General features: G+C 63.5%; 24 protein-coding genes and 2 tRNA genes. 10 read left to right on the forward strand and 16 right to left on the reverse strand.

Annotation, left to right across the window (positions count from 1 at the left end):
- The first annotated feature begins 9 nt into the window (after positions 1-9).
- Positions 10-1,944: a Stk1 family PASTA domain-containing Ser/Thr kinase gene (gene pknB / locus MNQ99_RS00875; protein WP_422387478.1), complete on the forward strand. Its 1,935-nt coding sequence runs from the start codon at positions 10-12 to the stop codon at positions 1,942-1,944.
- Between the two features lie 47 nt (positions 1,945-1,991).
- On the opposite strand, the gene MNQ99_RS00880 is transcribed toward pknB, so the two are convergent.
- Positions 1,992-2,636: an aminodeoxychorismate/anthranilate synthase component II gene (locus MNQ99_RS00880; RefSeq protein ID WP_127513189.1), complete on the reverse strand. Its 645-nt coding sequence runs from the start codon at positions 2,634-2,636 to the stop codon at positions 1,992-1,994.
- A gap of 267 nt (positions 2,637-2,903) precedes the next feature.
- On the opposite strand from MNQ99_RS00880, the gene MNQ99_RS00885 reads away from it, so the two are divergent.
- Together MNQ99_RS00885 and MNQ99_RS00890 are read left to right on the forward strand one after the other, a co-directional pair.
- Positions 2,904-3,155 carry a cell division protein CrgA gene (locus tag MNQ99_RS00885; RefSeq protein ID WP_127513190.1) on the forward strand — a complete coding sequence of 84 codons (252 nt, stop codon included), beginning with the start codon at positions 2,904-2,906 and terminating at the stop codon, positions 3,153-3,155.
- A gap of 3 nt (positions 3,156-3,158) precedes the next feature.
- Positions 3,159-4,154, forward strand: coding sequence for a magnesium and cobalt transport protein CorA (locus MNQ99_RS00890; RefSeq protein WP_127513191.1), 996 nt, complete (start codon positions 3,159-3,161; stop codon positions 4,152-4,154).
- Between the two features lie 77 nt (positions 4,155-4,231).
- Here MNQ99_RS00890 and MNQ99_RS00895 read toward each other — a convergent pair whose 3' ends face one another.
- The 3 genes from MNQ99_RS00895 to MNQ99_RS00905 form a co-directional block, all read right to left on the reverse strand.
- The gene (locus MNQ99_RS00895; RefSeq protein ID WP_241914095.1) at positions 4,232-5,422 is read right to left on the reverse strand and encodes an NAD(P)-dependent malic enzyme; all 1,191 of its coding nucleotides are present in this window, start codon (positions 5,420-5,422) and stop codon (positions 4,232-4,234) included.
- A 600-nt stretch (positions 5,423-6,022) separates the two neighbouring features.
- Positions 6,023-6,880 (reverse strand): rhomboid family intramembrane serine protease, encoded by an 858-nt coding sequence (locus MNQ99_RS00900; RefSeq protein ID WP_241914096.1) that lies wholly within the window; start codon positions 6,878-6,880, stop codon positions 6,023-6,025.
- 62 nt (positions 6,881-6,942) lie between these two features.
- Positions 6,943-7,485 carry a peptidylprolyl isomerase gene (locus MNQ99_RS00905; protein WP_127513194.1) on the reverse strand — a complete coding sequence of 181 codons (543 nt, stop codon included), beginning with the start codon at positions 7,483-7,485 and terminating at the stop codon, positions 6,943-6,945.
- A 152-nt stretch (positions 7,486-7,637) separates the two neighbouring features.
- Between MNQ99_RS00905 and MNQ99_RS00910 the strand changes: the two genes are divergently transcribed.
- Positions 7,638-8,621, forward strand: coding sequence for a hypothetical protein (locus MNQ99_RS00910; RefSeq protein ID WP_127513195.1), 984 nt, complete (start codon positions 7,638-7,640; stop codon positions 8,619-8,621).
- A 126-nt stretch (positions 8,622-8,747) separates the two neighbouring features.
- Positions 8,748-9,587 (forward strand): glycosyltransferase family 2 protein, encoded by an 840-nt coding sequence (locus MNQ99_RS00915; RefSeq protein WP_241914097.1) that lies wholly within the window; start codon positions 8,748-8,750, stop codon positions 9,585-9,587.
- A 4-nt stretch (positions 9,588-9,591) separates the two neighbouring features.
- Here MNQ99_RS00915 and MNQ99_RS00920 read toward each other — a convergent pair whose 3' ends face one another.
- The 12 genes from MNQ99_RS00920 to dnaA form a co-directional block, all read right to left on the reverse strand.
- Entirely contained in the window at positions 9,592-10,530 is a 939-nt protein-coding gene (locus tag MNQ99_RS00920) for a DMT family transporter (protein WP_422387479.1), read from the reverse strand.
- A 76-nt stretch (positions 10,531-10,606) separates the two neighbouring features.
- Positions 10,607-10,679, reverse strand: a tRNA-Ala gene (locus MNQ99_RS00925).
- 38 nt (positions 10,680-10,717) lie between these two features.
- Positions 10,718-10,834 (reverse strand): DLW-39 family protein, encoded by a 117-nt coding sequence (locus MNQ99_RS00930; RefSeq protein WP_241914098.1) that lies wholly within the window; start codon positions 10,832-10,834, stop codon positions 10,718-10,720.
- A gap of 36 nt (positions 10,835-10,870) precedes the next feature.
- A tRNA-Ile gene (locus MNQ99_RS00935) sits at positions 10,871-10,944 on the reverse strand.
- 60 nt (positions 10,945-11,004) lie between these two features.
- On the reverse strand, positions 11,005-11,568 hold the full coding sequence (locus MNQ99_RS00940; protein WP_127513197.1) for a DUF3566 domain-containing protein: 564 nt from the start codon (positions 11,566-11,568) through the stop codon (positions 11,005-11,007).
- Complete coding sequence (gyrA, locus tag MNQ99_RS00945; RefSeq protein WP_241914099.1) at positions 11,565-14,261, reverse strand: DNA gyrase subunit A; 2,697 nt, start codon at positions 14,259-14,261, stop codon at positions 11,565-11,567. Before gyrA ends, MNQ99_RS00940 begins: the two co-directional genes overlap by 4 nt.
- 82 nt (positions 14,262-14,343) lie before the next feature.
- The gene (gyrB, locus tag MNQ99_RS00950; protein ID WP_241915430.1) at positions 14,344-16,365 is read right to left on the reverse strand and encodes a DNA topoisomerase (ATP-hydrolyzing) subunit B; all 2,022 of its coding nucleotides are present in this window, start codon (positions 16,363-16,365) and stop codon (positions 14,344-14,346) included.
- 315 nt (positions 16,366-16,680) lie between these two features.
- Positions 16,681-17,247 carry a DciA family protein gene (locus MNQ99_RS00955; RefSeq protein WP_127513261.1) on the reverse strand — a complete coding sequence of 189 codons (567 nt, stop codon included), beginning with the start codon at positions 17,245-17,247 and terminating at the stop codon, positions 16,681-16,683.
- Between the two features lie 49 nt (positions 17,248-17,296).
- Entirely contained in the window at positions 17,297-18,493 is a 1,197-nt protein-coding gene (gene recF, locus MNQ99_RS00960; protein WP_127513199.1) for a DNA replication/repair protein RecF, read from the reverse strand.
- Positions 18,494-18,503: 10 nt separating this feature from the next.
- Positions 18,504-19,415 carry a phosphogluconate dehydrogenase (NAD(+)-dependent, decarboxylating) gene (gene gnd / locus MNQ99_RS00965; protein WP_241914100.1) on the reverse strand — a complete coding sequence of 304 codons (912 nt, stop codon included), beginning with the start codon at positions 19,413-19,415 and terminating at the stop codon, positions 18,504-18,506.
- A 44-nt stretch (positions 19,416-19,459) separates the two neighbouring features.
- Positions 19,460-20,584 carry a DNA polymerase III subunit beta gene (dnaN, locus tag MNQ99_RS00970; protein WP_127513201.1) on the reverse strand — a complete coding sequence of 375 codons (1,125 nt, stop codon included), beginning with the start codon at positions 20,582-20,584 and terminating at the stop codon, positions 19,460-19,462.
- Positions 20,585-21,093: 509 nt separating this feature from the next.
- On the reverse strand, positions 21,094-22,509 hold the full coding sequence (dnaA, locus tag MNQ99_RS00975) for a chromosomal replication initiator protein DnaA (RefSeq protein ID WP_127513202.1): 1,416 nt from the start codon (positions 22,507-22,509) through the stop codon (positions 21,094-21,096).
- 429 nt (positions 22,510-22,938) lie between these two features.
- Between dnaA and rpmH the strand changes: the two genes are divergently transcribed.
- From rpmH to MNQ99_RS01000, 5 genes are all read left to right on the forward strand, one after another.
- Positions 22,939-23,076 carry a 50S ribosomal protein L34 gene (gene rpmH / locus MNQ99_RS00980; RefSeq protein ID WP_127513203.1) on the forward strand — a complete coding sequence of 46 codons (138 nt, stop codon included), beginning with the start codon at positions 22,939-22,941 and terminating at the stop codon, positions 23,074-23,076.
- A 72-nt stretch (positions 23,077-23,148) separates the two neighbouring features.
- Positions 23,149-23,544, forward strand: coding sequence for a ribonuclease P protein component (rnpA, locus tag MNQ99_RS00985; protein ID WP_241914101.1), 396 nt, complete (start codon positions 23,149-23,151; stop codon positions 23,542-23,544).
- Positions 23,541-23,939 (forward strand): membrane protein insertion efficiency factor YidD, encoded by a 399-nt coding sequence (gene yidD, locus MNQ99_RS00990; RefSeq protein WP_422387480.1) that lies wholly within the window; start codon positions 23,541-23,543, stop codon positions 23,937-23,939. The genes rnpA and yidD overlap by 4 nt, the downstream gene beginning before the upstream one ends.
- A gap of 14 nt (positions 23,940-23,953) precedes the next feature.
- Positions 23,954-24,919 (forward strand): membrane protein insertase YidC, encoded by a 966-nt coding sequence (gene yidC / locus MNQ99_RS00995; RefSeq protein ID WP_241914102.1) that lies wholly within the window; start codon positions 23,954-23,956, stop codon positions 24,917-24,919.
- Positions 24,916-25,482 (forward strand): Jag family protein, encoded by a 567-nt coding sequence (locus tag MNQ99_RS01000; RefSeq protein WP_127513206.1) that lies wholly within the window; start codon positions 24,916-24,918, stop codon positions 25,480-25,482. Before yidC ends, MNQ99_RS01000 begins: the two co-directional genes overlap by 4 nt.
- The last annotated feature ends 16 nt before the right edge of the window (positions 25,483-25,498 follow it).

Raw genomic sequence — 25,498 nt, forward strand, 5'->3', positions numbered from 1 at the left:
GTCGGTCTGATGGAAGGAAGACAACCAGTGGACTCGCCACGCATACTGGCTGGCCGCTACGAGGTTGGTGAACTCATCGGACGCGGCGGCATGGCCGACGTTCTGTTGGGCCGCGACATCCGCTTGGGGCGCTCCGTGGCGATCAAGCAACTCCGCGCCGATCTTGCCCGCGACCCGATGTTGCAGTCCCGCTTCCGGCGGGAAGCCCAGGCAGTGGCCGGTCTCAACCACCCGTCGATCGTTGCCGTCTACGACACCGGCGACATGGATCTGCCCGGGGGAGCGGCGCACGACGTCAAGGTCCCCTTCATTGTGATGGAGTATGTCCAGGGCCGGACACTGCGTGAGTTCATCAAGGGCCATGAGCTGGGCATCGACGACTCGGTCGGCTACATGCTCGGCATTCTGGCCGCGCTCGAATACAGCCACCGCTCGGGCATTGTGCACCGGGACATCAAGCCCGCCAATGTGATGGTCACGCCGGACGGGAGTGTCAAGGTCATGGACTTCGGCATCGCCCGGGCGCTGGCCGACTCGGCAGCGACGATGACGCAGACCCAGGCTGTTCTGGGAACCGCCCAGTACTTGTCCCCGGAGCAGGCCCGCGGAGAAACCGTTGACGCGCGCAGCGACCTGTACTCGGCAGGCTGCCTGCTCTACGAAATGCTTGCCGGCCGGCCCCCGTTTATCGGCGACAGCCCGGTCTCGGTGGCCTACCAGCATGTCCGCGAGCTTCCCGAACCGGCCAGCCGCTTCAATCCGGAGGTCACGCCGGCGCTCGACTCCGTGCTGGAGCATGCGCTGCAGAAGGACAAAGCCGACCGGTTCCAGACCGCCGCAGCATTTGCCGAAGCGCTGCGTGCGGCCTTGAACGGTGTACTGCACCAGGCGGCAGGTGCCGCAACGGAAGCATTTCCCGCCCAGGCCCCTGCCACGGAACTGATCACGCAGCAGGCACAGGCAGTGTCTGAGCAGACCTCGGCACTGTCCCCCACCGATTACACACCCGGGGACGACGACGGTCCCCACACGGCCTCCTACGACCGCGAGCAGATGCCCGCCGCCCTGGCCGTGGGCAATGAATACGACATCGAGCCCGAACGCCGGGCCAAGCGCCGGGCCTGGACTGTGACGCTGTTGATCGCTCTCCTGCTGGTGCTGGTGGGCGGAGGCTATTACCTGTACAACGTGCTGGTGCAGAATGCTGCTCCGGAAACCGTTGCCGTTCCTGCCGTGGCAGGTCTGGACGAAAATGCGGCCACCAATGCCATCTGGGAGGGCGACCTCAGGCCGCGCGTGGAACTGGAGTACAGCAACGACGTCGAGAAGGGGATGGTGACCCGCACCGACCCCGGAGTCGGCGAACAAGTGGAACCGGGCAGCCAGGTGTTGGTCTACATCTCCCAGGGCAACGAATTCACCACGATTCCGGACAATCTGACCGGCCGCACGGAAGCCGAAGTCCGAGACAAGCTCCGGCAACTGGGTCTGGAGCCGGGGGACAGCGAACCCGCGAACAGTGCCACCCTCCCGCGGGGCAACGTGGTCACCACAAAGCCCGCTCCCGGCAAGAAGGTGAAGACCGGTTCCAACGTGGACCTGATCGTTTCGAACGGATTGGTCAGCGTTCCCAACATGGTGGACGAGACCGTCGAGGACGCGGGAGCCATGCTCGATGATGCCGCTGTCGCCCTGCCCTACCGGGTGGAAGAAGTCGAGAACGAAGTGGTCAAGGCAGGCACCGTCGTCGGGCAGAGCGTGAAGGCCGGCACCAACGTCGAACAAGGCACCGAGATCATCCTGACCGTCGCGATTGAACCTGCGTCGCCCGAGCCGGAAACCGACAGGGGATCGGATGAGGGCAATAACCGCGGCAATGACGGGGACGGCAACAGCGGCGATGGCAACAACTCAGACAATGGGAACGGCCGCGGTACCGACTAACAGCGCGGCGCCAAGATGGCCGGAAGCTGCATCCGGCGCCGGGCCTGTCAGTGGGAGATCAGCGGGCTGAGCGTGGCCGCACGTTCAGCGGTTCCCTCCGCACCCAGCGATTCCAGCCAGTTGCCCAGCATCAAGTAGCCGCCTTCGGTCAACACCGATTCGGGATGGAACTGCACCCCCCACAGCGGCGCGCTCCGGTGCGCCAGGCCCATGACCACCCCGCTGTCGGTCTCCGCGGTGATCTCGAGCTCGGCGGGGATGGTACTGCGCACCGCTGCCAGCGAATGGTAGCGGGTGGCGGTGAACGGGTTCGGCACGCCCTCGAAGGCGTTCTGGTTGCGGTGGGTGACATCGGACGTCTTGCCGTGCATCAGTTCGGGAGCATGCGTCACGGTGGCCCCGTAGGCCTCTGCCAGCGCCTGGTGTCCCAGGCACACTCCGAACATCGGCTTTGCCTCCCGGCCGCACCAGCGGATCAGCTCGATGCAGATGCCGGCTTCCGCGGGCGTTCCGGGGCCGGGGGAGACCAAAACGCCGTCGCGTGCCCCGGCCAGTTCCACCGCCTCATCCAGCGTGACGTCGTCGTTCCGCACCACGGTCGTTTCCGCACCCAGCTGCTGCAGGTAGGCGACCAGGGTATAGACAAAACTGTCATAGTTGTCGATGACGAGGATGCGCGGGGACTTGCTCATGTGACGATCGTGCCAATCGTGGAATTGTTGCGGATGGGAGACGGGTGGAGCCGGCAGCCGGCCCCGATCCGGAAAACAGGAGCCCTGCGCCAACCAGCAGCACTCCACTATGATCGGCCCGCGGCAGCGGTCCCGGCAAATGCGCGGCGGCGAACGTCACATAGATTGGCTAGACTAAACAGCTAGACGGCCCGACGGCGGCGGACTCGCAAGGGAGCCTGCATCCGGTCCGGCCACGCTAACCGCCCCTGATGCCCCGGAGGATCTGTGCCCGAGTCGAAGCGCCGCAAGAGGACCGAACGGCGTCCCGAAGAGTTGACCGCCAAGGGCAACCAGCCCAATGCTGTCTGGTTCAAGCCGGTCATGTTCGGCCTCATGATCATAGGCCTGCTGTGGATCATCGTTTTTTACATCACGCAGGGAGCCTGGCCGCTGCCGGCAGCAGGGTCTTGGAACATCATGATTGGTTTCGGCATCGCCATTGCCGGATTCCTGATGACGACCAGGTGGCGTTCGTAGGCAGTGGTGCTGGTCGATAACGGCATCTACGTCGACGGCGTACGGGCCGCCACCCCGGAAAGCCTGGAGCAGACGTTCAGCGAACTGCGCCGGCACGGGGGTATGGCATGGATCGGCCTCTACCGGCCTAGCGAGCCTGAACTGGCCACCGTGGCAGCCGAGTTCGATCTTCATTATCTGGCGGTGGAAGACGCCCTGCGCGGCCATCAACGCGCCAAACTGGAACGATACGGCAGCACCCTGTTCACCGTGCTCCGGCCCGCCCGCTACGTCGACGAGACGGAGAAGGTGGAGTTCGGCGAACTGCACACCTTTATGGGGCAGAATTTCCTGATTACCGTCAGGCATGCCGAGTCGCCGGATCTGTCGCGCGTACGGCATCGGATGGAAGCTGCGCCTGATCTGTTGGCGGCTGGCCCGCAGGCTGCGCTCTACGCAGTCGTGGACCAGGTGGTGGATGAGTATGAGCCGGTGGTGCTCGGCCTGGAGAATGACGTCGACGAAATCGAGGATCAGCTCTTCGGCGGCGACCCCAACGTTTCGCGACGGATTTACGAACTGCTGCGCGAAGTCATCGAGTTCCAGCGTGCCATCCAGCCGCTGGAGGACATCATTTCCATCCTGCACCGCGGCCCGGAGGGCCACAAGCTGGACCTGGAGGTGGCCCGAGGCCTGCGCGACGTCCAGGACCACGTGATCCGGCTGAACGAGCGCGTCAATGCGTTCCGGGCCGTCCTGCAGAATGCCCTCAGCCTTAGTTCAACGCTGCAGGCCCAGAAACTCACAGAAACCAGCGTCGCCCAAAACGAGCAGGTCAAGCGGATCTCGTCCTGGGCAGCAATACTCTTCGCTCCAACCCTGGTGGCCGCTATCTATGGGATGAACTTCACGGCGATGCCCGAACTTCACTGGCCCTTGGGCTACCCCTTTGCACTGTTCCTCATGGTCCTGACTGCCTTCGGACTGTATTGGTTCTTCCGACACAATAAGTGGCTCTGAACGGGCAGTGACCGGGTAGAGAGGCCAGGAGCCCGCTCCCGATGCGGGAACGGGCTCCTGGCCGACTAAGGCTGTGACTACCGCACGGAATGGTCAGCCTTGTCGACGGCGGACATCACGGCGGCGGTAACCGCCGGAGCGACCCGCGAATCCAACGGGCTGGGAATGATGTAGTCGGCGGCGAGGTCATCCCCGACGATGCCGGCAATGGCGTCGGCCGCTGCTACCTTCATGGCGGACGTGATCCGGCGGGCACCGGCATCCAGGGCGCCGCGGAAGATGCCCGGGAAGGCCAGCACGTTGTTGATCTGGTTGGGGAAGTCGCTGCGGCCGGTGGCCACGACCTTCGCGAACTTGGCTGCCGTCTCCGGATGTACTTCCGGGTCCGGGTTGGACAGCGCGAAGATGATGGCGTCCTCGGACATCTTCTCCAGTGTCTCTTCCGGGATCGTGCCGCTGGAGACGCCGATGAAAACGTCGGCGCCATTGAGTGCCTGGGCGCTGCCGCCGGTGGTGCCGCGCGGGTTGGTGCGGGCCGCGTAGGCGGCCTTGATGTCGGTGAGGTCACCGCGGTCGCTGTGGATGATGCCGCGTGAATCCAGCAGCGTTACATCCGCAATGCCGGCAGCCAACAGGATCTCGGCGACGGCGATGCCGGCAGCGCCCGCTCCGGAGATGACCACCTTGAGCGAGGACAACTCGCGATTGACCACCTTGGCGGCATTGGTCAGGGCGGCGAGAGCGACGACGGCGGTGCCGTGCTGGTCGTCGTGCATGACCGGCATGTCCAGGGCTTCGATCAGCCGCGCTTCCAGTTCGAAGCAGCGCGGCGCGGAAATGTCCTCAAGGTTCACGGCACCGAAGCTCGAGCGCAGCCGCACCAAGGTCTCGATGATCTCGTCGACGTCAGTGGTCTCCAGGACCAGGGGAATCGAATCCAGCCCGGCGAACTGCTTGAAGAGGGCCGCCTTGCCCTCCATCACCGGGAGCGACGCGGCAGCACCGATGTTGCCCAGCCCCAGGACCGCAGTACCGTCGGAGACCACCGCCACCAGGCGTGAGGCCCACGTGTACTTCCGTGCAAGTTCAGGATCCGTGTTGATCGCACGGCTGACCTGGGCTACTCCCGGGGTGTAGGCGATGGACAGGTCGCGCTTGGTCTCCAGCGGGGCAGTGAGGCCGATCTGCAGCTTGCCACCCTCGTGGGCGCTGAAGATTTCCTCGCTGGTGAGATCGATTCGTGCGGAGTTGCCGGTTTCAGTAGTCACGTGTGTTTCCTTCTGTTGATCCTTCCCATCACGGAAGGGCGCATGGGTGGCCCGGCCGGGCTCAGGCTGACAGGAGCAGGTCCTGAAGGAGACCCGGCAGGCCGTGCAAAACGCGTAGGGCGCGGCACCTTCGATTCGACTGTCGACTGGGTTCGGGACGGCCGCGCAGTCCTTGGCTGGTCGAGCCAGGGACCGGATTTTCAAGATTACCCGACGGCCGGGTTGCCGGGCCCGCTTGTGTCTTTTGCCGGCCGATTGTGTCGCCCTCCACTGTAATGCTTGCGAACCTGCAGGGGCTGCAGTCTTAGTTGTCCACGTTTTCACAGTTGTAGACCGAAGTTATCCACAGAGGTGTATAACTTTGGGGATTACTCCTGCTTCCACCCGCCAATCGCTGGAATGACGTTATCCACACCTGTGGAACTACATGTGTGTAAGTTATCCTCACTGTGGACAACCCCTGTGGATAAAAACGTTTATCCAACTTCCGGGGACCGAAATTCTCCACAGTCCTACCCACAGGATGGGGACAAAGAAGCGGACAGGTACCGCATCCGATATGGACGCGGTGCCTGCCCGCCTCGGGCGGACCGGGATCCCTTAGCCGAAGGCCTTCAGCGCCGTCACGGCTACCAGGACCAGGAAAATGGCTGCGAGTCCCGTGAACTGCACGACGTTCCGGTTCTTGCCCTTGGGTGCGTAGGCCAGTACCACTGCGGACAGCGCGCCGACCAGCAGGCCGCCCAGATGCGCCTGCCAGGCTATGCCGGCCACGACAAACCCCAGCACGGCATTGATGCCGATCAGTACCAACAGCGACTTCACTTCGCCGCCACGCTGCCGCTGCACGATGAACAGAGCCCCAAAGAGTCCAAAGATCGCTCCGGAGGCGCCGACCACGGGAACATTGGGCGCCGAGAGCAGGAGCACGCCGACCGATCCGCCGAAGCCGGACAACAGGTACAGCGCAAGGAACCTCAGGCGCCCCAGCAGCGGCTCCAGGTGCCGGCCCAGGATCCACAAGGCGTAGAGGTTGAAGGCGATGTGCAGCAGGAAATTCGGGGAATGCAGGAAAGCCGAGGTGATCATTCGCCACGGTTCCGCCGGCAGGTAGGGATTCGGAATGGTGTACAGCGGCGCGTACAAGAACTGTTCGGTGAAGCCCGGAATAACCCACTGCAGCAGATACGCAACGGCGCAGATGCCGATCAAAGTCAGCGTCACTACCGGCCGGCCCATCGTCGCGGCTCCGCCGTAGACGGTACGGACCACCGGCGTGCTCCGGGAGGTTTCCCTGACGCAATCGACGCACTGGATGCCTACCGAAGCCGTGCGCTGGCATTCCGGGCAAGCCGGGCGTCCGCAGCGCTGGCAGCGCACATAGGAGACGCGGTCTGGATGCCGCGGGCAGACAGGGACATCGGTCTGCGGCGGTTCGGCCGGCATTCCGTAGGACATGGAGGCGCTCCTGCTGGGACATGGTCCCCGCCCGGTGTTCCGGGCGGGGACGGTAGGCAAACTTAGAGCTGCTCTACGGTGATGTTCTTGATGACCACATCTTCCAGTGGCTTGTCACGCATGTCCGTGGCCACGGCATTGAGGGAATCGACGACGGCGCGCGAGGCTTCGTCGGTGACGTCACCAAAGATCGTGTGCTTGCCCTGGAGCCAGGTGGTGGGGACGGTGGTGATGAAGAACTGCGACCCGTTGGTGCCGCGGCCGCCCTGGATGCCTGCGTTGGCCATGGCCAGCTTGTAGGGCTCGTTGAAGTCCAGGTCCGGGTTGATCTCGTCGTCGAACTGGTAACCCGGGCCGCCGATTCCCTGGCCCAGCGGGTCTCCGCCCTGGAGCATGAAGTCCTTGATGATGCGGTGGAAGATGACGCCGTCATAGAGGGGAGCGTTGGTCTCTTCACCGGTTTGCGGGTGCTTCCAAGTGATCTCGCCGGTGGCCAGTCCCACGAAGTTCTTCACGGTCTTCGGGGCGTGGTTGCCGAACAGGTTCACCACGATGTCGCCGTGGTTGGTGTGGATAGTGGCTTTAGCGGTAGCAATAGCAGTCATGGCACCATTCTTCCACGCCGTTTTGCGCCGGAGCCCGCCAGTGGCCGGTTCCGCGGTGAGTGAAAATCCTGCATATTCCCTTGCCGGCATAGCCGTGTCCAAGCACACGAAGTAGGCTGATGAGCGACCGTCACCATTTCCGGGAGGTAGTTGTGAAGAAATCCGATCGAGTAGCCCGCGAAGCAGAAGGCAACGTTTTGGTCGCCGTAGAAACAGCGAAGGACTGGGCCTCTCCCAAGGTGGAAGCCGCTTTGAACTGGGCCGTCCCGCGGATCGAAAAAGGTATTGGAACGGCAGCCAAGGATCTCTCCCACGGCGTTGCCACCGTGACGCCGCGCATCCAGGGCGGCCTGGACAGCTTGGCGCCCAAGATTGCCCAGGCCATGGATGAGGCGGCACCGCGGATCCAAGTCACCCTTGACCGTGCGACCCCCGCCATCACGCATGCCCGGGACAAGGTGGTCGGCGAGTACATACCGTCCGTCTCCGCCCGCCTCGGCGCAACCGCGGACCAGGTCGCCAGGACCTTGGACAAGACGGCAGTGCCTGTCTCCGTCCAGGCCGCCGTGATCAAGGCCGGCGGATCCAAACGAGCACTGAAGAAGGCCCAGAAAGCGGCCGCCGAGAGCGCTAAACTGGCCGCCAAGAAACTGAACAAGGCCCAGAAGGCGGCTGCCGGGAGCGCCAAGCTGGCCGCCGCCAAGGAGCTGAAGAAGCAGCATAAGAGCCGCGGCGGCAAGGGTTGGCTGATCGTAGGCATTCTCGCCGCCGCAGCCGTGGCGGCGGTGGCAGCCTGGCGCGCAGCCCGGCCCGTCGAAGATCCGTGGAAGACGCCCGTCCAGCCCTCCACTCCGGCTGCCGCCCCGGTACCGGGACCGACCGCTACCAAGGCAGCGCCGACTGCAGCAACCGCCGAGCCTACGTCTGGAACCACTCCTGCCGCGGCCTCGGCCAAGCATGCGGTGGACACCGCGGGTACGGATGCGGCGGCCGGCACGGCTGCCCCGGGCCAATCCGGTACAGCAGCCGGCGGCGCCAAGAGCGCCGGCAATGGCACCTCCCGCTCGGCGCGGTCGGCCGGGCAGAAGGCCGCCGAAGCAGCCGACAAGGCGGAAGAGAAGGACGCCAAGGAGTAGATCCTAGCGAACCCAAACGGCGAATGGGAGCTCCCCGATGGGGGCTCCCATTCGCCGTTTCCGACCCGGCGAGGCACGGTCCGGGCCTTCCCCGTCCGCAGGGAACAGGGCTGATAGATTCATGCCGTGAAGAGTGCCGCGCCAGGGGTTTCTATCATCATTCCCGCCTTCAATGAAGAGTCGGTCATCCGCCAGTGCATCTACGCTGCCCTGTGCCAGTCCGTGGCTCCGTCGGAGATCATCGTGGTGGACAACAAATCCACCGATGGGACGGCGGACCTGGTCCGCAATATGCAGGACGAGTATCCGGACGTGCCTCTCATCCTGCTCCGGCAGGATGCTGAGCAGGGCCTGATTCCCACCCGAAACTTCGGCTTCAACCATGCCAGCGGGGAAATCTTGGGCAGGATTGACGCGGATTCGATGCTGGAACCTGACTGGGTCGAGCACGTGCAGCGGGCCTTCGCCGACCCGGAAGTCATGGCGTGCACCGGCCCGGTGCTGTACTACGACATGCCGATGCGCCGCTTCGGGCTGCAGGCAGACGACCGCATGCGCCGCTTTGTCCTGAAGCTGGCCAAGAAGCAGTACCACTTCCTCTTCGGATCCAATATGGCCATTCGGCGCGGAGCCTGGGACATCATCAGCCAAGACGTGTGTCGCGATGAGGAGGACCAACTGCACGAGGACATCGATATTTCCGTGCACCTGGCCGAGCACGCACTCAGGATCCAGTACGTGCCGGAAATGATCAGCGGCATGTCGGCCCGGCGGTTGGAAGATTCGCCCAAAGACTACCGGTACTACGTCACGCGCTTCGAGCGGACGTACAGCGCCCACAAGATCCACCGCCGCGTGCTTCGCGTTCCGATGCTGATCTTCATGACCGTGTACTATCCGGCGAAACTGCTGCGCCGGGTCCACCAAGCCCGGACCCAGCTGCGCGTTCCCCGCGGCGGGCTGTAGCAGGCTAGTCCGGCGCGGAGCCGGTGGCTTCCGGGGCCGGCGCCGGTGCAACCAGTTTTGGTCGATTCTGCGAGAGCACGACGGCGGCCAGGCCGGCCAGGATGAGGGCGAGCCCGATGTACGTGCCCCACGGCAGGCTCTCACCCAGAAATATGGCTGCCAGGAGCGCCGCGCCGGGGATTTCCAGCAGGATGAACATGGACACCACCAGCGGGCTCAAGACGGCCAGCAGATGGTTGAAGACCGAGTGGCCCAGCAGTTGCGCAACAACGGTCACCCCGAGGATCCCGACCCAGGCCTCAGCGGAGAACCCCACCAGAGGCTGGCCGAAGGCCAGCGCCATCACCAGCAGGATCGCTGCGCACAGACCATAGCAGATGGTGGTGTACGGCCCGGTCGACAGCCGACGCCGGACCCTGCCTCCGGCCAGCGTGTAGATTCCAGCCATTGCCCCACCGACCAGGGCGAGCAGGTCGCCCAGGAGCGCCTGGTCGGAAAGCTGCAGGTCGAATCCGGAAATCACCAGCACCCCGACGAAGGCGAGGCCGACGCCGCACAGGATCAGCCGGGAGGCCTTGATTCCGCGAAGCCTGTTGAAAAGCACGATCCATGCCGACTGCAGGCAGACCAGGGCGGTTGCCGCCGCCACGGAGGTCAGCTGCAGCGCCGTGATAAAGCAGGCAAAGTGCAGCGCCAGCGCGACCGCCGCCAGCGCGCTGTAGCCAAGGTCCGACGTCGTTAGTTGCCGGAACTCCCGGCGGCGGCCGATGGCGGACGGAACGCCCATCACCACGGATCCGAGCATGTTCCGCCAAAACGCAATGGCGAGGGCCGGCGCAGCAGTGGCCGCCATGATGGGGCCAGAGGCGGAAATGCCGAGCACGGCCAGCGTGGCCAGGAAAATGATCACCCCTTCAGCGTAGGGGCGAAGCGGTGCGGTCATGCGTCATGCGCTAGCGAGAGGACGGCGCTGAATGCAACGAGGCCCCGATCCGCAGATCGGGGCCTCGTTCATCCGGTGGAGGCAAGGGGACTCGAACCCCTAACCCCCTGCTTGCAAAGCAGGTGCGCTACCAATTGCGCCATGCCCCCGGAAGGGTTCGGCCGGTACCTGTCCGGCCGAGACGGAGTCAGTCGACCTTGTCGGTCGCCTTCCTCCATGCGGATTTCTCCGCTTCGGATTCCTGCCACTTCTTGTAGGCGAACACGCCCGCAGCCGCGACTGCCAACAGCAGCAACTTCTTCACGGTGTCCTCCCGAAATCGGTGGGATTGGTAAATCCGTGGGCGTACCAGGACTTGAACCTGGGACCTCTTCGTTATCAGCGAAGCGCTCTAACCGCCTGAGCTATACGCCCCCTGCCCTTGCGGGCCGAGATACGACTTTACAGTACGCCGGGCCGGAACTTCAAATCGGCTCAGTCGTCCGTCAGCGTGACCCCGATGCCGCCCACCAGGGTGGCCGAGATGTTGTAGAGCACCGCGGACAACATGGCCAGCGCGGTCAGCAGGACCACGTTGACGACGGCGATGATGGTGGCGAAGGACGCCACCTGTCCCAAGGATGCATAGGAGCGCAGGTCGAAACCGCCGCTCTCGGTGCCGGCGATTTCCGACAGAAGCCCGTTGACGCGGTCGAAGATGCCGGTGATGTCCAGCGTTGTCCAGAGGACGATTGAAGCCACCACGGTGACGATGCCCAGCGCAACGGAGAGCAGGAACGCCATCTTCAAGACCGACCACGGGTCGACCTTGCTGACCAACAGGCGGGCACGGCGGACTTTGGCCTTCGGCGCCGGCCGGACCAGGCCGGCGCTGCCGGACTGTCCGGCGGGGCGCTGCTGGCCATTGGCAGGCCGCTGCCCGCTGCTGGCCGGTCGCTGGGCCGGGCGGGCGGGCGTGCCGCCGCGAGTGGTACCAGCCCGAGGCGCGTTGGCCGGCTGCGGGCGGGTGCCCGGCCGTGGCGTTTTAGGTGTACTCACTCGTTACCTCCGTTTTCCGGCGCCGGTGATTCGGCTGCGGACTGCGTCATGTCTGCGTCCAACGGTACTTCATCGTTGGACTGCGGCGCAGTTTCGGCGTCGGTTACGGCGCCGGTTTCAGCATCGATTGCAGTGTCGGTTTCGGGAGCTTCCGGAGCGTCCGGATTCTCGGATTCTTCCTCGCCGCCCAGGCCCCGCTCGGAGTTTCGTGCCACGGCGATGATGCGGTCCTTCTTGTCCGGCTTGGCGAAAATGACGCCCATGGTGTCGCGGCCACGGGCAGGAACGCCGGCGACGGACGAGCGGACCACCTTGCCGCTTTCCATCACCACCAGCACCTCGTCTTCTTCCTGAACAATCAGCGCGCCGACCAGGTGACCGCGTTCCTCTTGGTACTTGCCCACCTTGATACCCAAGCCGCCGCGGCCCTGGACACGGTATTCGTCGGCCAAGGTCCGCTTGGCGTAGCCGCCATCGGTGACGATGAAGACGTAGGAGTCGTCGCGCACCACGCCTGCCACCAACAGCTCGTCGTCCTCGCGGAACTTCATCCCGGTCACGCCCGAGGTCGCCCGGCCCATGGGCCGCAGGGCCTCATCCGTGGCCGTGAAGCGCAGGGACTGGCCCCGGCGCGAAACCAGCATCATGTCGTCGGTTTCGGAGACAAGCCGCGCCGAGACGAGCTCGTCGCCTTCGCGCAGGTTGATCGCGATGACTCCGGCGGAACGGTTGGTGTCGTAGTCTTCCAGCCGGGTCTTCTTGATCAGGCCGCGTTTGGTGGCCAGCACCAGGTAGGGCGCCTGCTGGTAATCCTTCAGGTCCATCACCTGGGCAATGTGCTCATCCGGCTGGAACGCCAGCAGGTTCGCTACGTGCTGTCCCTTGGCGTCGCGTCCGGCCTCGGCCAGCTCGTAGGTCTTGGCCCGGTAGACCCGGCCCAGGTTGGTGAAGAACAGCAGCCAGTGGTGCGTCGTCGTGACGAAGAAGTGCTCGACGACGTCGTCCCCGCGCAGCTGGGCGCCGCGGATCCCCTTGCCGCCGCGCTGCTGGGAGCGGTAGTTGTCGCTGCGGGTGCGCTTGACGTAGCCGCCGCGCGTAATGGTGACCACCATTTCCTCTTCGGGAATGAGGTCTTCCACGCTCATGTCCCCGTCATAGCCCATCATGATCTGGGTCCGCCGGTCGTCGCCGTACTTCTCCGTGATCGCAGCCAGTTCCTCGCTGACAATATTGCGCTGCAGGACTTCGGAGGCCAGGATGCGGTTGAACTCTTCGATCATGCGTTCCAGTTCCGCGTGGCGGTCCTGGATCTTCTGCCGTTCCAGTGCGGCCAGGCGGCGCAGCTGCATGTCGAGAATGGCCCGGGCCTGCGCCTCGTCGATTTCCAGCAGCCGCATCAGGCCGTCGCGGGCCTCTTCGGTGGTGGACGAGGCGCGGATCAGGGCGATGACTTCGTCCAGGGCGTCCATGGCCTTGAGCAGGCCGCGCAGGATGTGCGCTTCTTCCTCGGCCTTGTTCAACCGGAAGCGGGTGCGGCGGACGATGACTTCCAACTGGTGGCTGACCCAATGCCGGATGAAGGCATCAAGGGTCAGGGTGCGCGGCACGCCGTCGACAATTGCCAGCATGTTGGCCGCGAAGTTTTCCTGCAGCGAGGTGTGCTTGTAGAGGTTGTTCAGCACCACCTTGGCCACGGCGTCGCGCTTAAGCACGATCACCAGGCGCTGGCCGGTACGGCCCGACGTCTCGTCCCGCAGGTCCGCGATGCCGGCGACCTTGCCGTCCTTGGCCAGTTCGGCGATTTTCATCGCCAGATTGTCCGGGTTCGCCTGGTAGGGAAGTTCGGTGACCACCAGGCAGGTACGGCCCTGGATTTCCTCTACGTTGACTACCGCGCGCATGGTGATCGAGCCGCGGCCCGTGCGGTAGGCGTCTTCGATGCCCTTGTGGCCCAGGATCTGCGCACTGGTGGGGAAGTCCGGTCCCTTGATCCGCTGGAGCAGGGCCTCGAGGAGTTCCTCGCGGCTGGCGGTGGGGTTTTCCAGGTACCACTGGACGCCGGAGGCCACTTCGCGCAGGTTGTGCGGCGGGATGTTGGTGGCCATGCCGACGGCGATGCCCGAGGAACCGTTGACCAGCAGGTTGGGGAAGCGGGCCGGCAGAACCGTGGGTTCCTGGTTCTTGCCGTCATAGTTGTCCTGGAAATCGACGGTGTCTTCGTCGATGTCGCGGACCATTTCCAGTGCCAGCGGCGCCATCTTGGTCTCGGTGTACCGCGGGGCGGCAGCGCCGTCGTTGCCGGGCGAGCCGAAGTTGCCCTGTCCCAGCGCCAGCGGGTACCGCATGGTCCAGTCCTGGATCAGGCGGACCAGGGCATCATAGATGGCCATGTCGCCGTGCGGGTGGTACTGGCCCATGACCTCGCCCACCACGCGCGCGCACTTGTTGAAGGAGCGCTCCGGCCGGTAGCCGCCGTCGAACATCGCGTAGATGACGCGCCGGTGCACCGGCTTGAGACCGTCACGGACGTCCGGCAGCGCGCGGCCCACGATGACCGCCATGGCATAGTCCAGATAGGACCGCTGCATTTCGGTCTGCAGGTCCACCTGCTCCACCCGGTCCGTGAGGATTTCGCCCTCGATCGGCTCTTCGCCAATGCCTTCCGGCAGGTCCGGCGTCTCTTCGTCGCTCATCGTTTCAGTTCCTTTATGTCAAAGCCTGGTCGCGGTCCGCAGCCCAGGGGCCAGCCAGCGGCCGGGCCCATGGGAGGGCACGCTAGATATCGAGGAAGCGGACGTCCTTGGCGTTCTGCTGGATGAAGGAGCGCCGGGATTCGACGTCCTCGCCCATCAACACCGAGAAGGTCTGGTCCGCTGCGGCGGCGTCCTCCATGGTCACCTGCAGCAGCGTGCGGCGTTCCGGATCCATGGTGGTGTCCCACAGTTCCGTGTAGTCCATCTCGCCCAGGCCCTTGTACCGCTGGATGCCGTTGTCCTTGGGCAGCCGCTGGTTGTTCGCCAGGCCGCGGCGGACGGTTTCGTCCCGCTCACGGTCGCTGAACACATAGTCGTGCGCGTGGTTTGACCATTTGATCCGGTACAGCGGCGGCTGCGCCAGATACACGTAGCCGTTCTCGATCAAGGGACGCATGTACCGGAACAACAGGGTCAGCAACAGCGTGGTGATGTGCTGGCCGTCCACGTCGGCATCGGCCATCAGGACAATCTTGTGGTACCGGGCCTTCTCCACGTCGAAGTCCTCGCCGATGCCGGCGCCAAAGGCGGTGATCATGGACTGGACTTCGGCGTTGCCCAGCGCCCGGTCCAGCCTGGCCCGCTCCACATTCAGGATCTTGCCGCGCAGGGGCAGGATGGCCTGGGTTTCCGGGTTCCGGCCGCGGACAGCAGAACCACCGGCCGAGTCACCCTCCACAATGTAGATTTCCGACTTGGATGGGTCGCGGGACGAGCAGTCCTTGAGCTTGCCCGGCATGCCGCCGGATTCCAGCAGTCCCTTGCGCCGAGTGGATTCGCGGGCTTTCCGCGCGGCCAGCCTGGCCTGCGAAGCCTGGATGGACTTGCGGATCACATCGCGGGCCGGGCCCGGATTGCGTTCCAGCCAGTCGCCGAGTCCATCCGTGACAACACGCTGCACAAAGCCCTTGGCCTCGGAGTTGCCCAGTTTGGTCTTGGTCTGGCCCTCGAACTGCGGCTCGCCCAGCTTCATCGAAACGACGGCGGTCAGGCCCTCGCGGATGTCGTCGCCGGTGAGATTGTCTTCCTTCTCCTTGATCAGGTTCTTTTCCCGCGCGTAGCGGTTGATCAAGGACGTCATGGCGGCGCGGAAGCCTTCTTCGTGCGTGCCGCCTTCATGCGTGTTGATGGTGTTCGCGTAGGTATGGACGCTCTCCGAGTAGGAGGTGGTCCACTGCATCGCGATCTCCACCGAGAGCTTCCGCTCCGTGTCCTCGGTCTCGAACGCGATGACCTCGGGGTGGATGACTTCCACCTTCTTGGAGGAGTTCAGGTGGGTGACGTAGTCCAACAACCCGTGGTCGTACTTGTAGACGACCTGGCGGTGTTCCGCCGTGGTCTCGACGTCGGAACCGGCGGAGTCCAGGTCCACGTCTTCGCTGTCCGGGGCGTGGATTTCCGGATGGCGTTCATCGGTCAGGATGATCTTCAGACCCTTGTTCAGGAAGGCCATCTGCTGGAACCGGGCGCGCAGCGTCTCGAAGTCGTACTCGGTGGATTCGAAGATTTCCGGATCGGCCCAGAAAGTCTGCGACGTACCGGTCTCCGTGGTCTCCTCGCCGCGGCGCAGGTCGCCCACCGGCATGCCGCCGTTGGCGAACGACTGCTGCCAGACGTAGCCCTGGCGGCGGATCTCGGTCTCCACCCGGGCGGACAAGGCGTTGACCACGGAAATGCCGACGCCGTGCAGGCCGCCGGAGACCGCGTACCCGCCGCCGCCGAATTTGCCGCCGGCATGCAGGATGGTCATGACCACCTGGACCGTCGGCTTGCCTTCGGTCGGATGCATGTCCACGGGGATGCCGCGGCCGTTGTCCACCACCCGGACGCCGCCGTCGGCCAACAGCGTGACATCGATCGTGTCGCAGTAACCCGCAAGCGCCTCATCAACGGAGTTGTCCACGACTTCGTAGACCAAATGGTGCAGACCACGCGGACCGGTGGAACCGATGTACATGCCCGGCCGCTTGCGGACGGCTTCCAGGCCTTCGAGGACAGTGATGTCGCTGGCGTCGTAATGCGTGCCGTCGTTGCCCTCTGCCATTGCGGGTTCTGCGCCGGTGTTTTCCAGCTCGTTGTCCTCTGCCACAGTTGCCGTTGACTCCTTGTGTTCCGTCCGGATGGACTCGTGTGTCGGCGCCCCTCCACAGTGAGGACGGGCGCCGCCCAGTCAATTCTACCGTGTCAGGACGGTGAAACCTGCACGAACATGGCTCTAAGCGGCACGGAAACCGGCATTTAACGCGTCCGCCGGGTGCTTGATGGGACCGTATATGTCTGGAGGCCCCCGCAGCGCTCTGCATGCCGTTTACGCAGGCGCGTCCCGGATGCCGCCGGATGCACGCTTCGAGGACCGGGATCAGCCGTAGGTATCCCGCGGTCCGCGGCCGCTGACGGTCCGTTTGCCCTTGCGCCAGTTGGGCGCGGCGGGCGCAAGGACCTGGATCTTGGTCACGACGCCGGGGCCCAGCTTTTCGCCGAACCGCTTCAGCAACGCAGCGTTCATCAGCCTCAACTGCGTAGCCCAGGCGGTGGAATCGCAGCGCACCTGCACCGTCGTGTCCTCGAAGCTTTCGGGCCGGCAGTGGGCTGCAATGTCTGCCCCGACCAATTCATCCCACCGCGAAATTACCGACCCGACGGCCACGGGGGAGTTCCAGCCGCGTTCAGCGACGAACCGGTCGAAAACGCGTCCCAGTCCTTGCGGGTCGCGGCCGAAATCCTGCGGCGCGGCAACCGGGCGGTTACCCCGGGATTGACGACGGCGGCTGTTGGCCCGGGTGCGCACGTCGCCGCGGGCGGCGGCTGCCAGGCGAACCCTGTTGAGGACCGCTTTCGCCGCATCCAAGTCTTCCTCCGTGCCGGCGCCCCGGGGATCGTCTGCCGGCGGTTTCGAGGGCTGCGAATGCCCCGCAACATCCGGCAGGCCGGGTTGTCCCACCGAGTCCGCCTGTTCCTGCGGGTTCGGCCGGCGCTCAGACGGTTTCCTGGCCACTGGCCACGCCCCCCGGAACCACCTTGAACTGTTCGCCGCTCAGGGCCTCGGGGATGTCTTCGGCCACGGCGGCAGTAACGATCACCTGCTCCGCGCTGGCAACGATGCCCGCCAGCTTTGACCGGCGCTGGCTGTCCAGTTCGGCAAAAACATCGTCCAGGATCAGTACCGGAGCCGCACCGGGGGCAGGATCGTCTTCGCAGAACACGTAGTAGGAGGCCAGCCGCAGGGCCAGCGCCAGGGACCAGGTTTCGCCGTGGGAGGCGTAGCCCTTGGCCGGCGCCTGCCCCAGCATCAGTTCGAGCTCGTCGCGGTGCGGGCCAACCAGCGAGATCCCGCGTTCCACTTCGCGTTTGCGTTGCTGTTTGAAGGCCGCAAGGTACAGCTCTGCCAGCTCCGCGGCGCTCAGGCTTGCCAACGGCGGAAGTCCTGCACCGCCGTCGTTCTCCACCTCGCCGTCATCGGATAGCTGGCTGTGGATGGTGGAACGGTACACGGCGGCAGCCTGTTTGGAGCCATCCGTCAGCGCGGCGTAGGCCGCGTTCAGGTGCGGCTGCAGGAGGTCCACCAGCTCCAGCCTGGCCTTGAGCAGTGCGGCCCCGGCCTCTGCCATGTGCTGGTCCCACACCTCCAGCGTCGATTCATGGGCCGAGGTGAACCGTCCGCTGGCGCGGGCCGACTTAAGCAGCGCATTGCGCTGTTTGAGGACGCGTTCAAAATCGCTGCGCGTGGCTGCGTGGTGGGGCACCAGGCTGGCCAGAAGCTCGTCCAGGAAGCGTCTCCGGTTGGACGGGTCGCCTTTGACCAGTGCCAGGTCTTCGGGAGCAAAGAGCACCGTGCGCAGGTGGCCCAAAATGTCCCGGGCACGCACCGGAGCACCCCGGTTGATGCGCGCCCTGTTGGCCTTTCCGGCGGTGATCTCCAATTCCAGCGAAATGCTGCGTCCACCGCGGTCTACCCGGGCGCGCACCAGGGAACGCGGACTATCGAACCGGATCAGCGGTGCGTCATTACTGACCCGATGCGATGAAAGCGACGCCAGATAGCCGATGGCCTCGACAATATTGGTCTTGCCGACCCCGTTGGATCCAACAAACACGGTGACGCCCGGCTTCAGGGCGATATCCAGCTGCGGGTAGGTGCGGAAGTCGGTCAGCGAAAGGAATTCAACAAACAATGCGGTACTGCTACTTCGGCTCGGTGCCGGGGTTGGGCTGTCCGGGCTTTCTGACGGGATGACCGCCGAACTGATTGCGCAGGGCGGCCACCATCTTCATGGCTGGGGCATCATCTTCGCGTGACGCGAACCGGGCAAACAATGCGGCGGTGATGGCCGGGGCGGGAACAGCATGCGCGATGGCTTCTTCCACCGTCCACCGGCCTTCGCCGGAATCATCAACGTACCCGCTGATCTGACTTAGGCCGGGGTCCTCTTCGAGGGCCTTCACCATCAGGTCCAGCAGCCAGGACCGGACCACCGTTCCCTTTTGCCATGCCCGGAAGGTGCCCGGGACATCTTTGATGATGTCCTTGGCTTCCAGCAGTTCGTACCCTTCGGCGTACGCCTGCATCAGCCCGTATTCGATCCCGTTGTGCACCATTTTGGCGTAGTGCCCGGCACCGACGTCGCCCACATGGACGAAGCTTTCCTCTCGCGGACCTTCCGGCCTCAATGCGTCGAAGAGCGGCATCGCTGCCTCGACAAGCTCGGCACGACCGCCGGCCATCAATCCGTAGCCGTTCGCCAAGCCCCACACGCCGCCCGACACACCGACATCGAGGAAACCAATCTGCCGATCGGCCAGAAGCGCTTCATGATCCCGGTCCGTGCTGAACTTAGAGTTTCCGCCGTCAATCACCAGGTCCCCGGCCGAGAGCTTGCCGGCCAGTTCCGTGATGACCGCGGCGGTAGCCGGACCGGAGGGGACCATCACCCACACGGTGCGCGGGCTAGGCAGCGAATGGATCAATTCGTCGACGGTTTTGGTGTCGCTGACCTCGGGGTTGCGGTCATACCCAGTGACCTCAATGCCGCCGACCCGAAACCGCTGACGCATGTTGAAACCCATCCGTCCCAAGCCGATCAGTCCGATGTGCATGCTGCTCACTCTTTCCTCTCGTCAATGGGCGGTTGGGGGTTCGGTTACTGGTTGGGCAACCTCACCGGCATCAGCAGGTAGCGGTAGTCTTCCTTGTCTTCGCCCTCGAGGTCGTCTTGGGCGGATATGACCGCCGGCTTCGGCGGCGTAGTGAAGGAAAACCGAACATACTTGCTGTCGAACGCGCTCAATCCTTCGGACAGGTAGTGAGGGTTGAAGGCGACGGTGATCTCGTCGCCCGCCAGCGCAGCCTCGATCGCCTCGGAGGCCTGGGCGTCTTCACCGGTTCCTGCGTCCAAGGTCAAGAGACCGTCCGTGAAGGCCAAACGGACCGGAGTGTTGCGCTCGGCCACCAGCGAAACGCGGCGGACAGCTTCGATGAGAGTCGTGGTCTCAACAGTTGCGTGGATCGGAGTGTTGTCCGGGAACAACGAACGGATCTTCGGATAGTCACCGTCCACCAGCAGCGACGTGGTCCGGCGGCCGCCGCTTTCGAAGCCGATCAGTTCGCTGTTGTCGGACAGGGCAATGTTGAGGTCGCCGGATCCGCCAAGGGTCTTGGCGACCTCGCTCAGTGTTTTGGCTTTGACCAGTGCGCTGGTGGAAATGCCTGGGGTTGTTGGGCGCCAGTTGAGTTCGCGAAGTGCCAACCGGTAGCGGTCGGTCGACAGCAAGGTGATCAGATCGCCTTCGATTTCCATCCGGACACCGGTCAGGATGGGCAGAGTGTCGTCGCGGCTCGCGGCGATGATCACCTGGCTGACGGCTTGGGCGAAAGCCTCCCCGTCCACGACCCCGCTGACGTCAGGCAAGGCCGGGAGTTCTGGATAATCGCCCTCGGGCATGGTGGCCAGGTTGAACCGGCTGTTGCGGCACGTCAGTGCGACCTTTGAGCCGTCGGTTTCGATGTCGACCGGGGCCGACGGCAAGCTGCGGCAGATGTCGGCCAAGAGTCGTCCGGATACCAGGATGGTTCCCTCAGCGGTAACGTCCGCCGGAATCTGGAGACGGGCCGAGATCTCGTAGTCGAAACTGGCAAGGCTGACCATGCCGCCTTCGGCACGAATGAGCAGCCCCGACAGAACGGGCACCGGCGGACGAGGTGACAAGGAACGGGCTGTCCATGTCACGGCTTCCGCCAGAACATCCCGATCAACTCTGAACTTCACTGAAGTAAGCCGCCTTTCACAACGAACATGCTGGGGAAGGCCGCCTGCGTCTGGCCTGGTGTGTAAACGCTTGGACTACGGCACCGGGCTGAAGCAGATGGCAACAATTCTCTGTGCAAGCTTAGCCGCAGCAACGGTCAATGCGCACCGGCAGCATCTAGACGTTCGCTGGAGCTGTTCTGCAGGGTGTCGGGGAACCGGGACAGGGTCAAATGTTATTTGAAAGAACTTCAAATAATGGGATTCGTAGTGGTAATAACGGCTGTGGATACTGTGGAAAACCTCGGTGTCGCTTGCCGTTGCGCGGAAGTTGCCTGTTCACAAGATGTGCAGGGTGTTCGCAGTCGGTGTTGGGTGGCTGTGGAGGAAAATCCTTGTGATCTCGCGTGTCCACAGGCAACCCGGCAGTTGTCCTCTTAAGCACCGGGGTTCTCCACTTAACTATCCACAGCCTTATCCACACCTGTTAATTTCACCGGTGTAGTTCGGACCGAAAGCGGCCGGCGAGGTTAACCGTCGCGCTGCTGCTGCTTGATGCGGTTGGTCAGTTCCGTCACCTGGTTGTAGATCGCGCGGCGTTCGGCCATTAGTTCACGGATCTTGCGGTCGGCGTGGATGACCGTGGTGTGGTCGCGCCCGCCGAGTTCCTGGCCGATTTTCGGCAGGGACATGTCGGTCAGCTCCCGGCACAAATACATGGCGATCTGGCGGGCCGTCACCAGTGTCCGGGTACGGGATTTACTGGTCAGCTCCTCCATGCTGAGCTTGAAGTAGGCCGCCGTCTGGCCAAGGATCGTGGCCGATGTGATTTCCTGCGCGCCCTCGTCGGTGATGAGGTCTTTCAGGACTATCTCGGCAAGACCCATGTCCACTGCCTGTTGGTTCAGGCTGGCGAAAGCGGTTACGCGGATCAGGGCGCCCTCAAGCTCGCGGATGTTGGTGGAGATCTTGGAGGCGATGTATTCGAGGACTTCGTCGGGTACAGACAGCCCCTCGCTGATGGCCTTCTTGCGCAGAATCGCGATCCGGGTCTCCAGCTCCGGCGGCTGGATGTCCGTCAGCAGCCCCCATTCGAAGCGCGACCGCATCCGTTCCTCGAAGCCTGAGAGCTGTTTCGGCGGCAGGTCGGAAGTGATGACCACTTGTTTGCTGTGGTTGTGGAGAGCATTGAACGTATGGAAGAACTCTTCCTGCGTCGCATCCTTGTTGGCCAAGAACTGGATGTCGTCGATCAGCAGGATGTCGACATTGCGGTACAACTGCTTGAAGCTCGCGCCTTCATCGTCGCGGATGGAGTTGATGAAGTCGTTGGTAAATTCTTCGGAATTGACGTACCGGACACGGATGCCGTTATAGAGGTGGCGGGCGTAGTGTCCGATCGCGTGGAGCAGGTGAGTTTTTCCAAGCCCGGAGTCGCCGTAAATGAAAAGCGGGTTGTATGCCTTGGCGGGGGCTTCGGCCACCGCTACCGCAGCCGCGTGTGCAAAACGGTTGGAAGAGCCAATGACGAAGGTGTCGAAAATGTACTTCGGGTTGAGGCGGCCCAGTTCCTGGGATGCACTCTCCTTCGGCGGCTGAGGCAGTGCCTCGTTCCGCACCACCGATGGAGCCGGCCGAGGCTCCTGTTCGGGTTCTGGCTCGGCGTGAGGAGCCATATCTGTGTCGACGCTGAAAGCGCACAGAATATCGTCCTTGAAAACTTCGAACAGCGCGTCGTGCAGCGGATCCTTGAGCTGCTGCGACTGGAAGACTTCGCGGGTCAGTTCATTGGGGAGGGCAACCAGCAACGTTGTACCGATCAACCCTTTCGCCTGAGCCAGAACGATGAAACCGCGCTGCCTGGGTGAGACGCGATCGTCCTGTTCCAGCGTGCGGACCACTTTGCGCCAGGAACTTCCGACGTCGTTAATTTGGTCCGTGTCCACCTAGATACCCCTCAGAAGCTCAACTTGCTTCGGCCTCTGCCGACAGCGCGCCCGAAATCCACAGACTTATTCACAGACGGTGGATAAGGGGCTCCTGCAAGCGTAGAGCATGAATCTGCTTGATAACAGCCGGGATGCAGGGGCCTGTGGACGCCTTGCCCTGAGTGCTTTGAACGGCGCGAACCGCGTTCGGGCTAGAGTTGTCCACAGGCGTTATCCACGGAAACGCCCGGGCGTCGAGGCTGCGGGTTTGACGGTTCTTACTGCCATCGCCTAACGTTGACTAGTCCTTCATGTCTACTTTGGTATCCCTGCACGCCCAGCGTCCAGGACCTGAAGTAGGCCCCCTATATTAGAGCGTCGACCTGTTCTTCCCCCCTGTTGCAACGGGTCCAACCGCATCTGTCGATACGTCTTGGAGTAACCACCGTGAGCAAGCGGACTTTTCAGCCGAATAACCGCCGTCGTGCTAAGAAGCACGGCTTCCGCCTTCGCATGCGCACTCGCGCCGGCCGCGCCATCCTGGCTGCACGCCGCAGCAAGGGCCGCACCGAACTGTCGGCCTAAATAGCCAGTTTGTCGATCCGGCTGTGAGGTTCCGTTCCCGCAGCAACGCGTTTCGGCCGGCTGCGTAGCGCCATGCTCTCCAGTCAGCACCGAATGCGCGCATCGGCGGACTTCTCAACAACTGTACGTTCCGGCGTCCGATCAGGGCGCCGGAACTTGGTGTTATATGCGGCAGCGGTTAACCCGGCCCAACCGACAGCTTTTGGCTTCATTGTCTCGAAGGCTGTGGGGAACGCCGTCATCCGCAACCGCGTTAAGAGAAGACTGCGGGAACTCGCAGCCGATAGTCTGAGGGACAAGCAGTATGCCCAAGGACTCGCAGTAGTTGTGCGCGCTCTTCCGGCAGCGGCCAGTGCGGACTTCGTCGCGTTGGAACATGATTACCGGAAGGCGTTCAAAACGGCCGTGATCAAGTTGACTGCAACGCCTATCGCGCCCGCGCGCGTTGCGCCCGAGGAGAAGGGATGAGCGGCATGAGTTCCACTGCCCAGCGCCTACAGGCTCTCTCCCGCCCCATCGCCGCGAAAAGGATCCAGACGATCCCGCAGGCCGGTTTGATTGGCGCTCTGGCGGTCTACCGCAAGACCATTTCGCCGTTGTACGGCCAGGTCTGCCGCTTTTTCCCGTCCTGTTCTGCCTATGCCCTCGAGGCTGTGACCGTTCATGGTGCCGCCAAGGGCAGCTGGCTGGCGGCGAGACGGTTAGGCCGATGCCATCCCTGGAATCCCGGTGGCGTAGACCATGTTCCGGCGTCTCCGGCCTTTGACTTATGGCTGCAGGAAAACCCTGCCAGAATTCCCCGGATAATCGAACTCAATCACCCAGTCATTCCGGCCGACGATGAAGGCCGCGAAGCGGCTTGAGGAGTAAATAGACAATGGACTTCCTGAGCACGATCCTGCTGCCTTTCACGTGGGTAGTGTCGTGGATCCTGTGGGCATTCCACGCCGGCCTGTCTTGGTTGGGGTTGGATCCGGCCAATGGCTGGACATGGACCTTTTCGATCATCGGGCTCGTACTGGTGATCCGGGCCGCCCTCATTCCGGTCTTCGTGAAGCAGATCAAGGCCCAGCGCGGAATGCAGGCCCTGCAACCTGACCTGCGCAAGCTGCAGCAGAAGTACAAGGGAAAAACCGACCAGCTTTCGCGTCAGGCTATGACGCAGGAGCAAATGGCTCTGTACAAGAAGCACGGGACCAACCCGTTCTCGGCATGCTTGCCGATGCTGGTCCAGATGCCGTTCTTCTTCGCGCTGTTCCGGGTGCTCAGCACCGCCTCCCAGGCCAGCGCGAACGGTGAGGGTATCGGCGCGCTTTCCCCCGAACTCATCCGGCAGTTCGATGCATCATCGATTTTCGGCGCCCCACTATCGGCGTCCCTCCTGCACGGCGGCGGCGGCGCGAACCAAGCCGCGGTTGTTGTCCTTTCGATCATCATGATCCTGGCGATGACTGCATCGCAGTTCATCACGCAAAAGCAGATCATGGCCAAGAACATGTCTGCCGAAGCCATGCAGTCCCCGTTCATGAAGCAGCAGCAGATGATGCTGTACATCCTGCCGCTCGTATTCGGCATCGGCGGCATCAACTTCCCCATCGGTGTTCTGATCTACTGGACTACCACGAACATCTGGACCATGGCACAGCAGTTCTTCGTGATCCGCCGCATGCCCACGCCTGGTTCGCAGGCTGCCCGCGAACTGGCGGACCGACGCGCGAAGAAGGGCTTGCCGATGGTTCCGCTGCTAGGTGAGCGGAAGACAGAGGAGCCTGCTGTCGAAGCCCCCGCTGAGCCGAAGGGCCAGCGCCACCAGCCACAGCGTAAGAACAGGAAGAGAAAATGAGCAGCGAAAGCGTATCCGAAGTGACCGAAGAACTTTCCGGCGAAGCAGCTGCGGCAGACGAGCAGGAGGAAGTAGCCGTTTCGAATTCTGCCAAGCGTTTGGACGAAGAGGGAGATGTAGCTGCGGACTACCTCGAGGAGCTTCTCGACATCGCTGATATCGATGGGGACATCGATATTGAGGTACGCAACGGTCGCACGTACATTTCGATCGTGTCCGAAGACGAGGACAATGACGCCCTCAAGTCGCTCGTAGGGGCCGACGGCGAAGTGCTCGAAGCCTTACAGGAACTGGCCCGGTTGTCGGTCCTGACCTCAACGGGCAGCCGCTCGCGGTTGGTACTGGACATCACCGGCTACCGTGAAGGCCGCAGCAAGGAACTGCTCAAGATCGCCCAGGAGGCGGTCGCCGAGGCCAAGGAGACCGGCCATGATGTGGCGCTGGAGCCGATGAGCGCGTACGAGCGCAAAATCGTTCACGACGCTATCGCCGATCTTGGGCTGGTCAGCGAATCGGAGGGCGAGGGTTCCAACCGCCACATTGTGGTGTCGGTGGAGTCCTGATCTTGTTTACTGGCGG

The organism is Arthrobacter sulfonylureivorans (assembly GCF_022637435.1).
Taxonomy (GTDB): Bacteria; Actinomycetota; Actinomycetes; order Actinomycetales; family Micrococcaceae; genus Crystallibacter; species Crystallibacter sulfonylureivorans.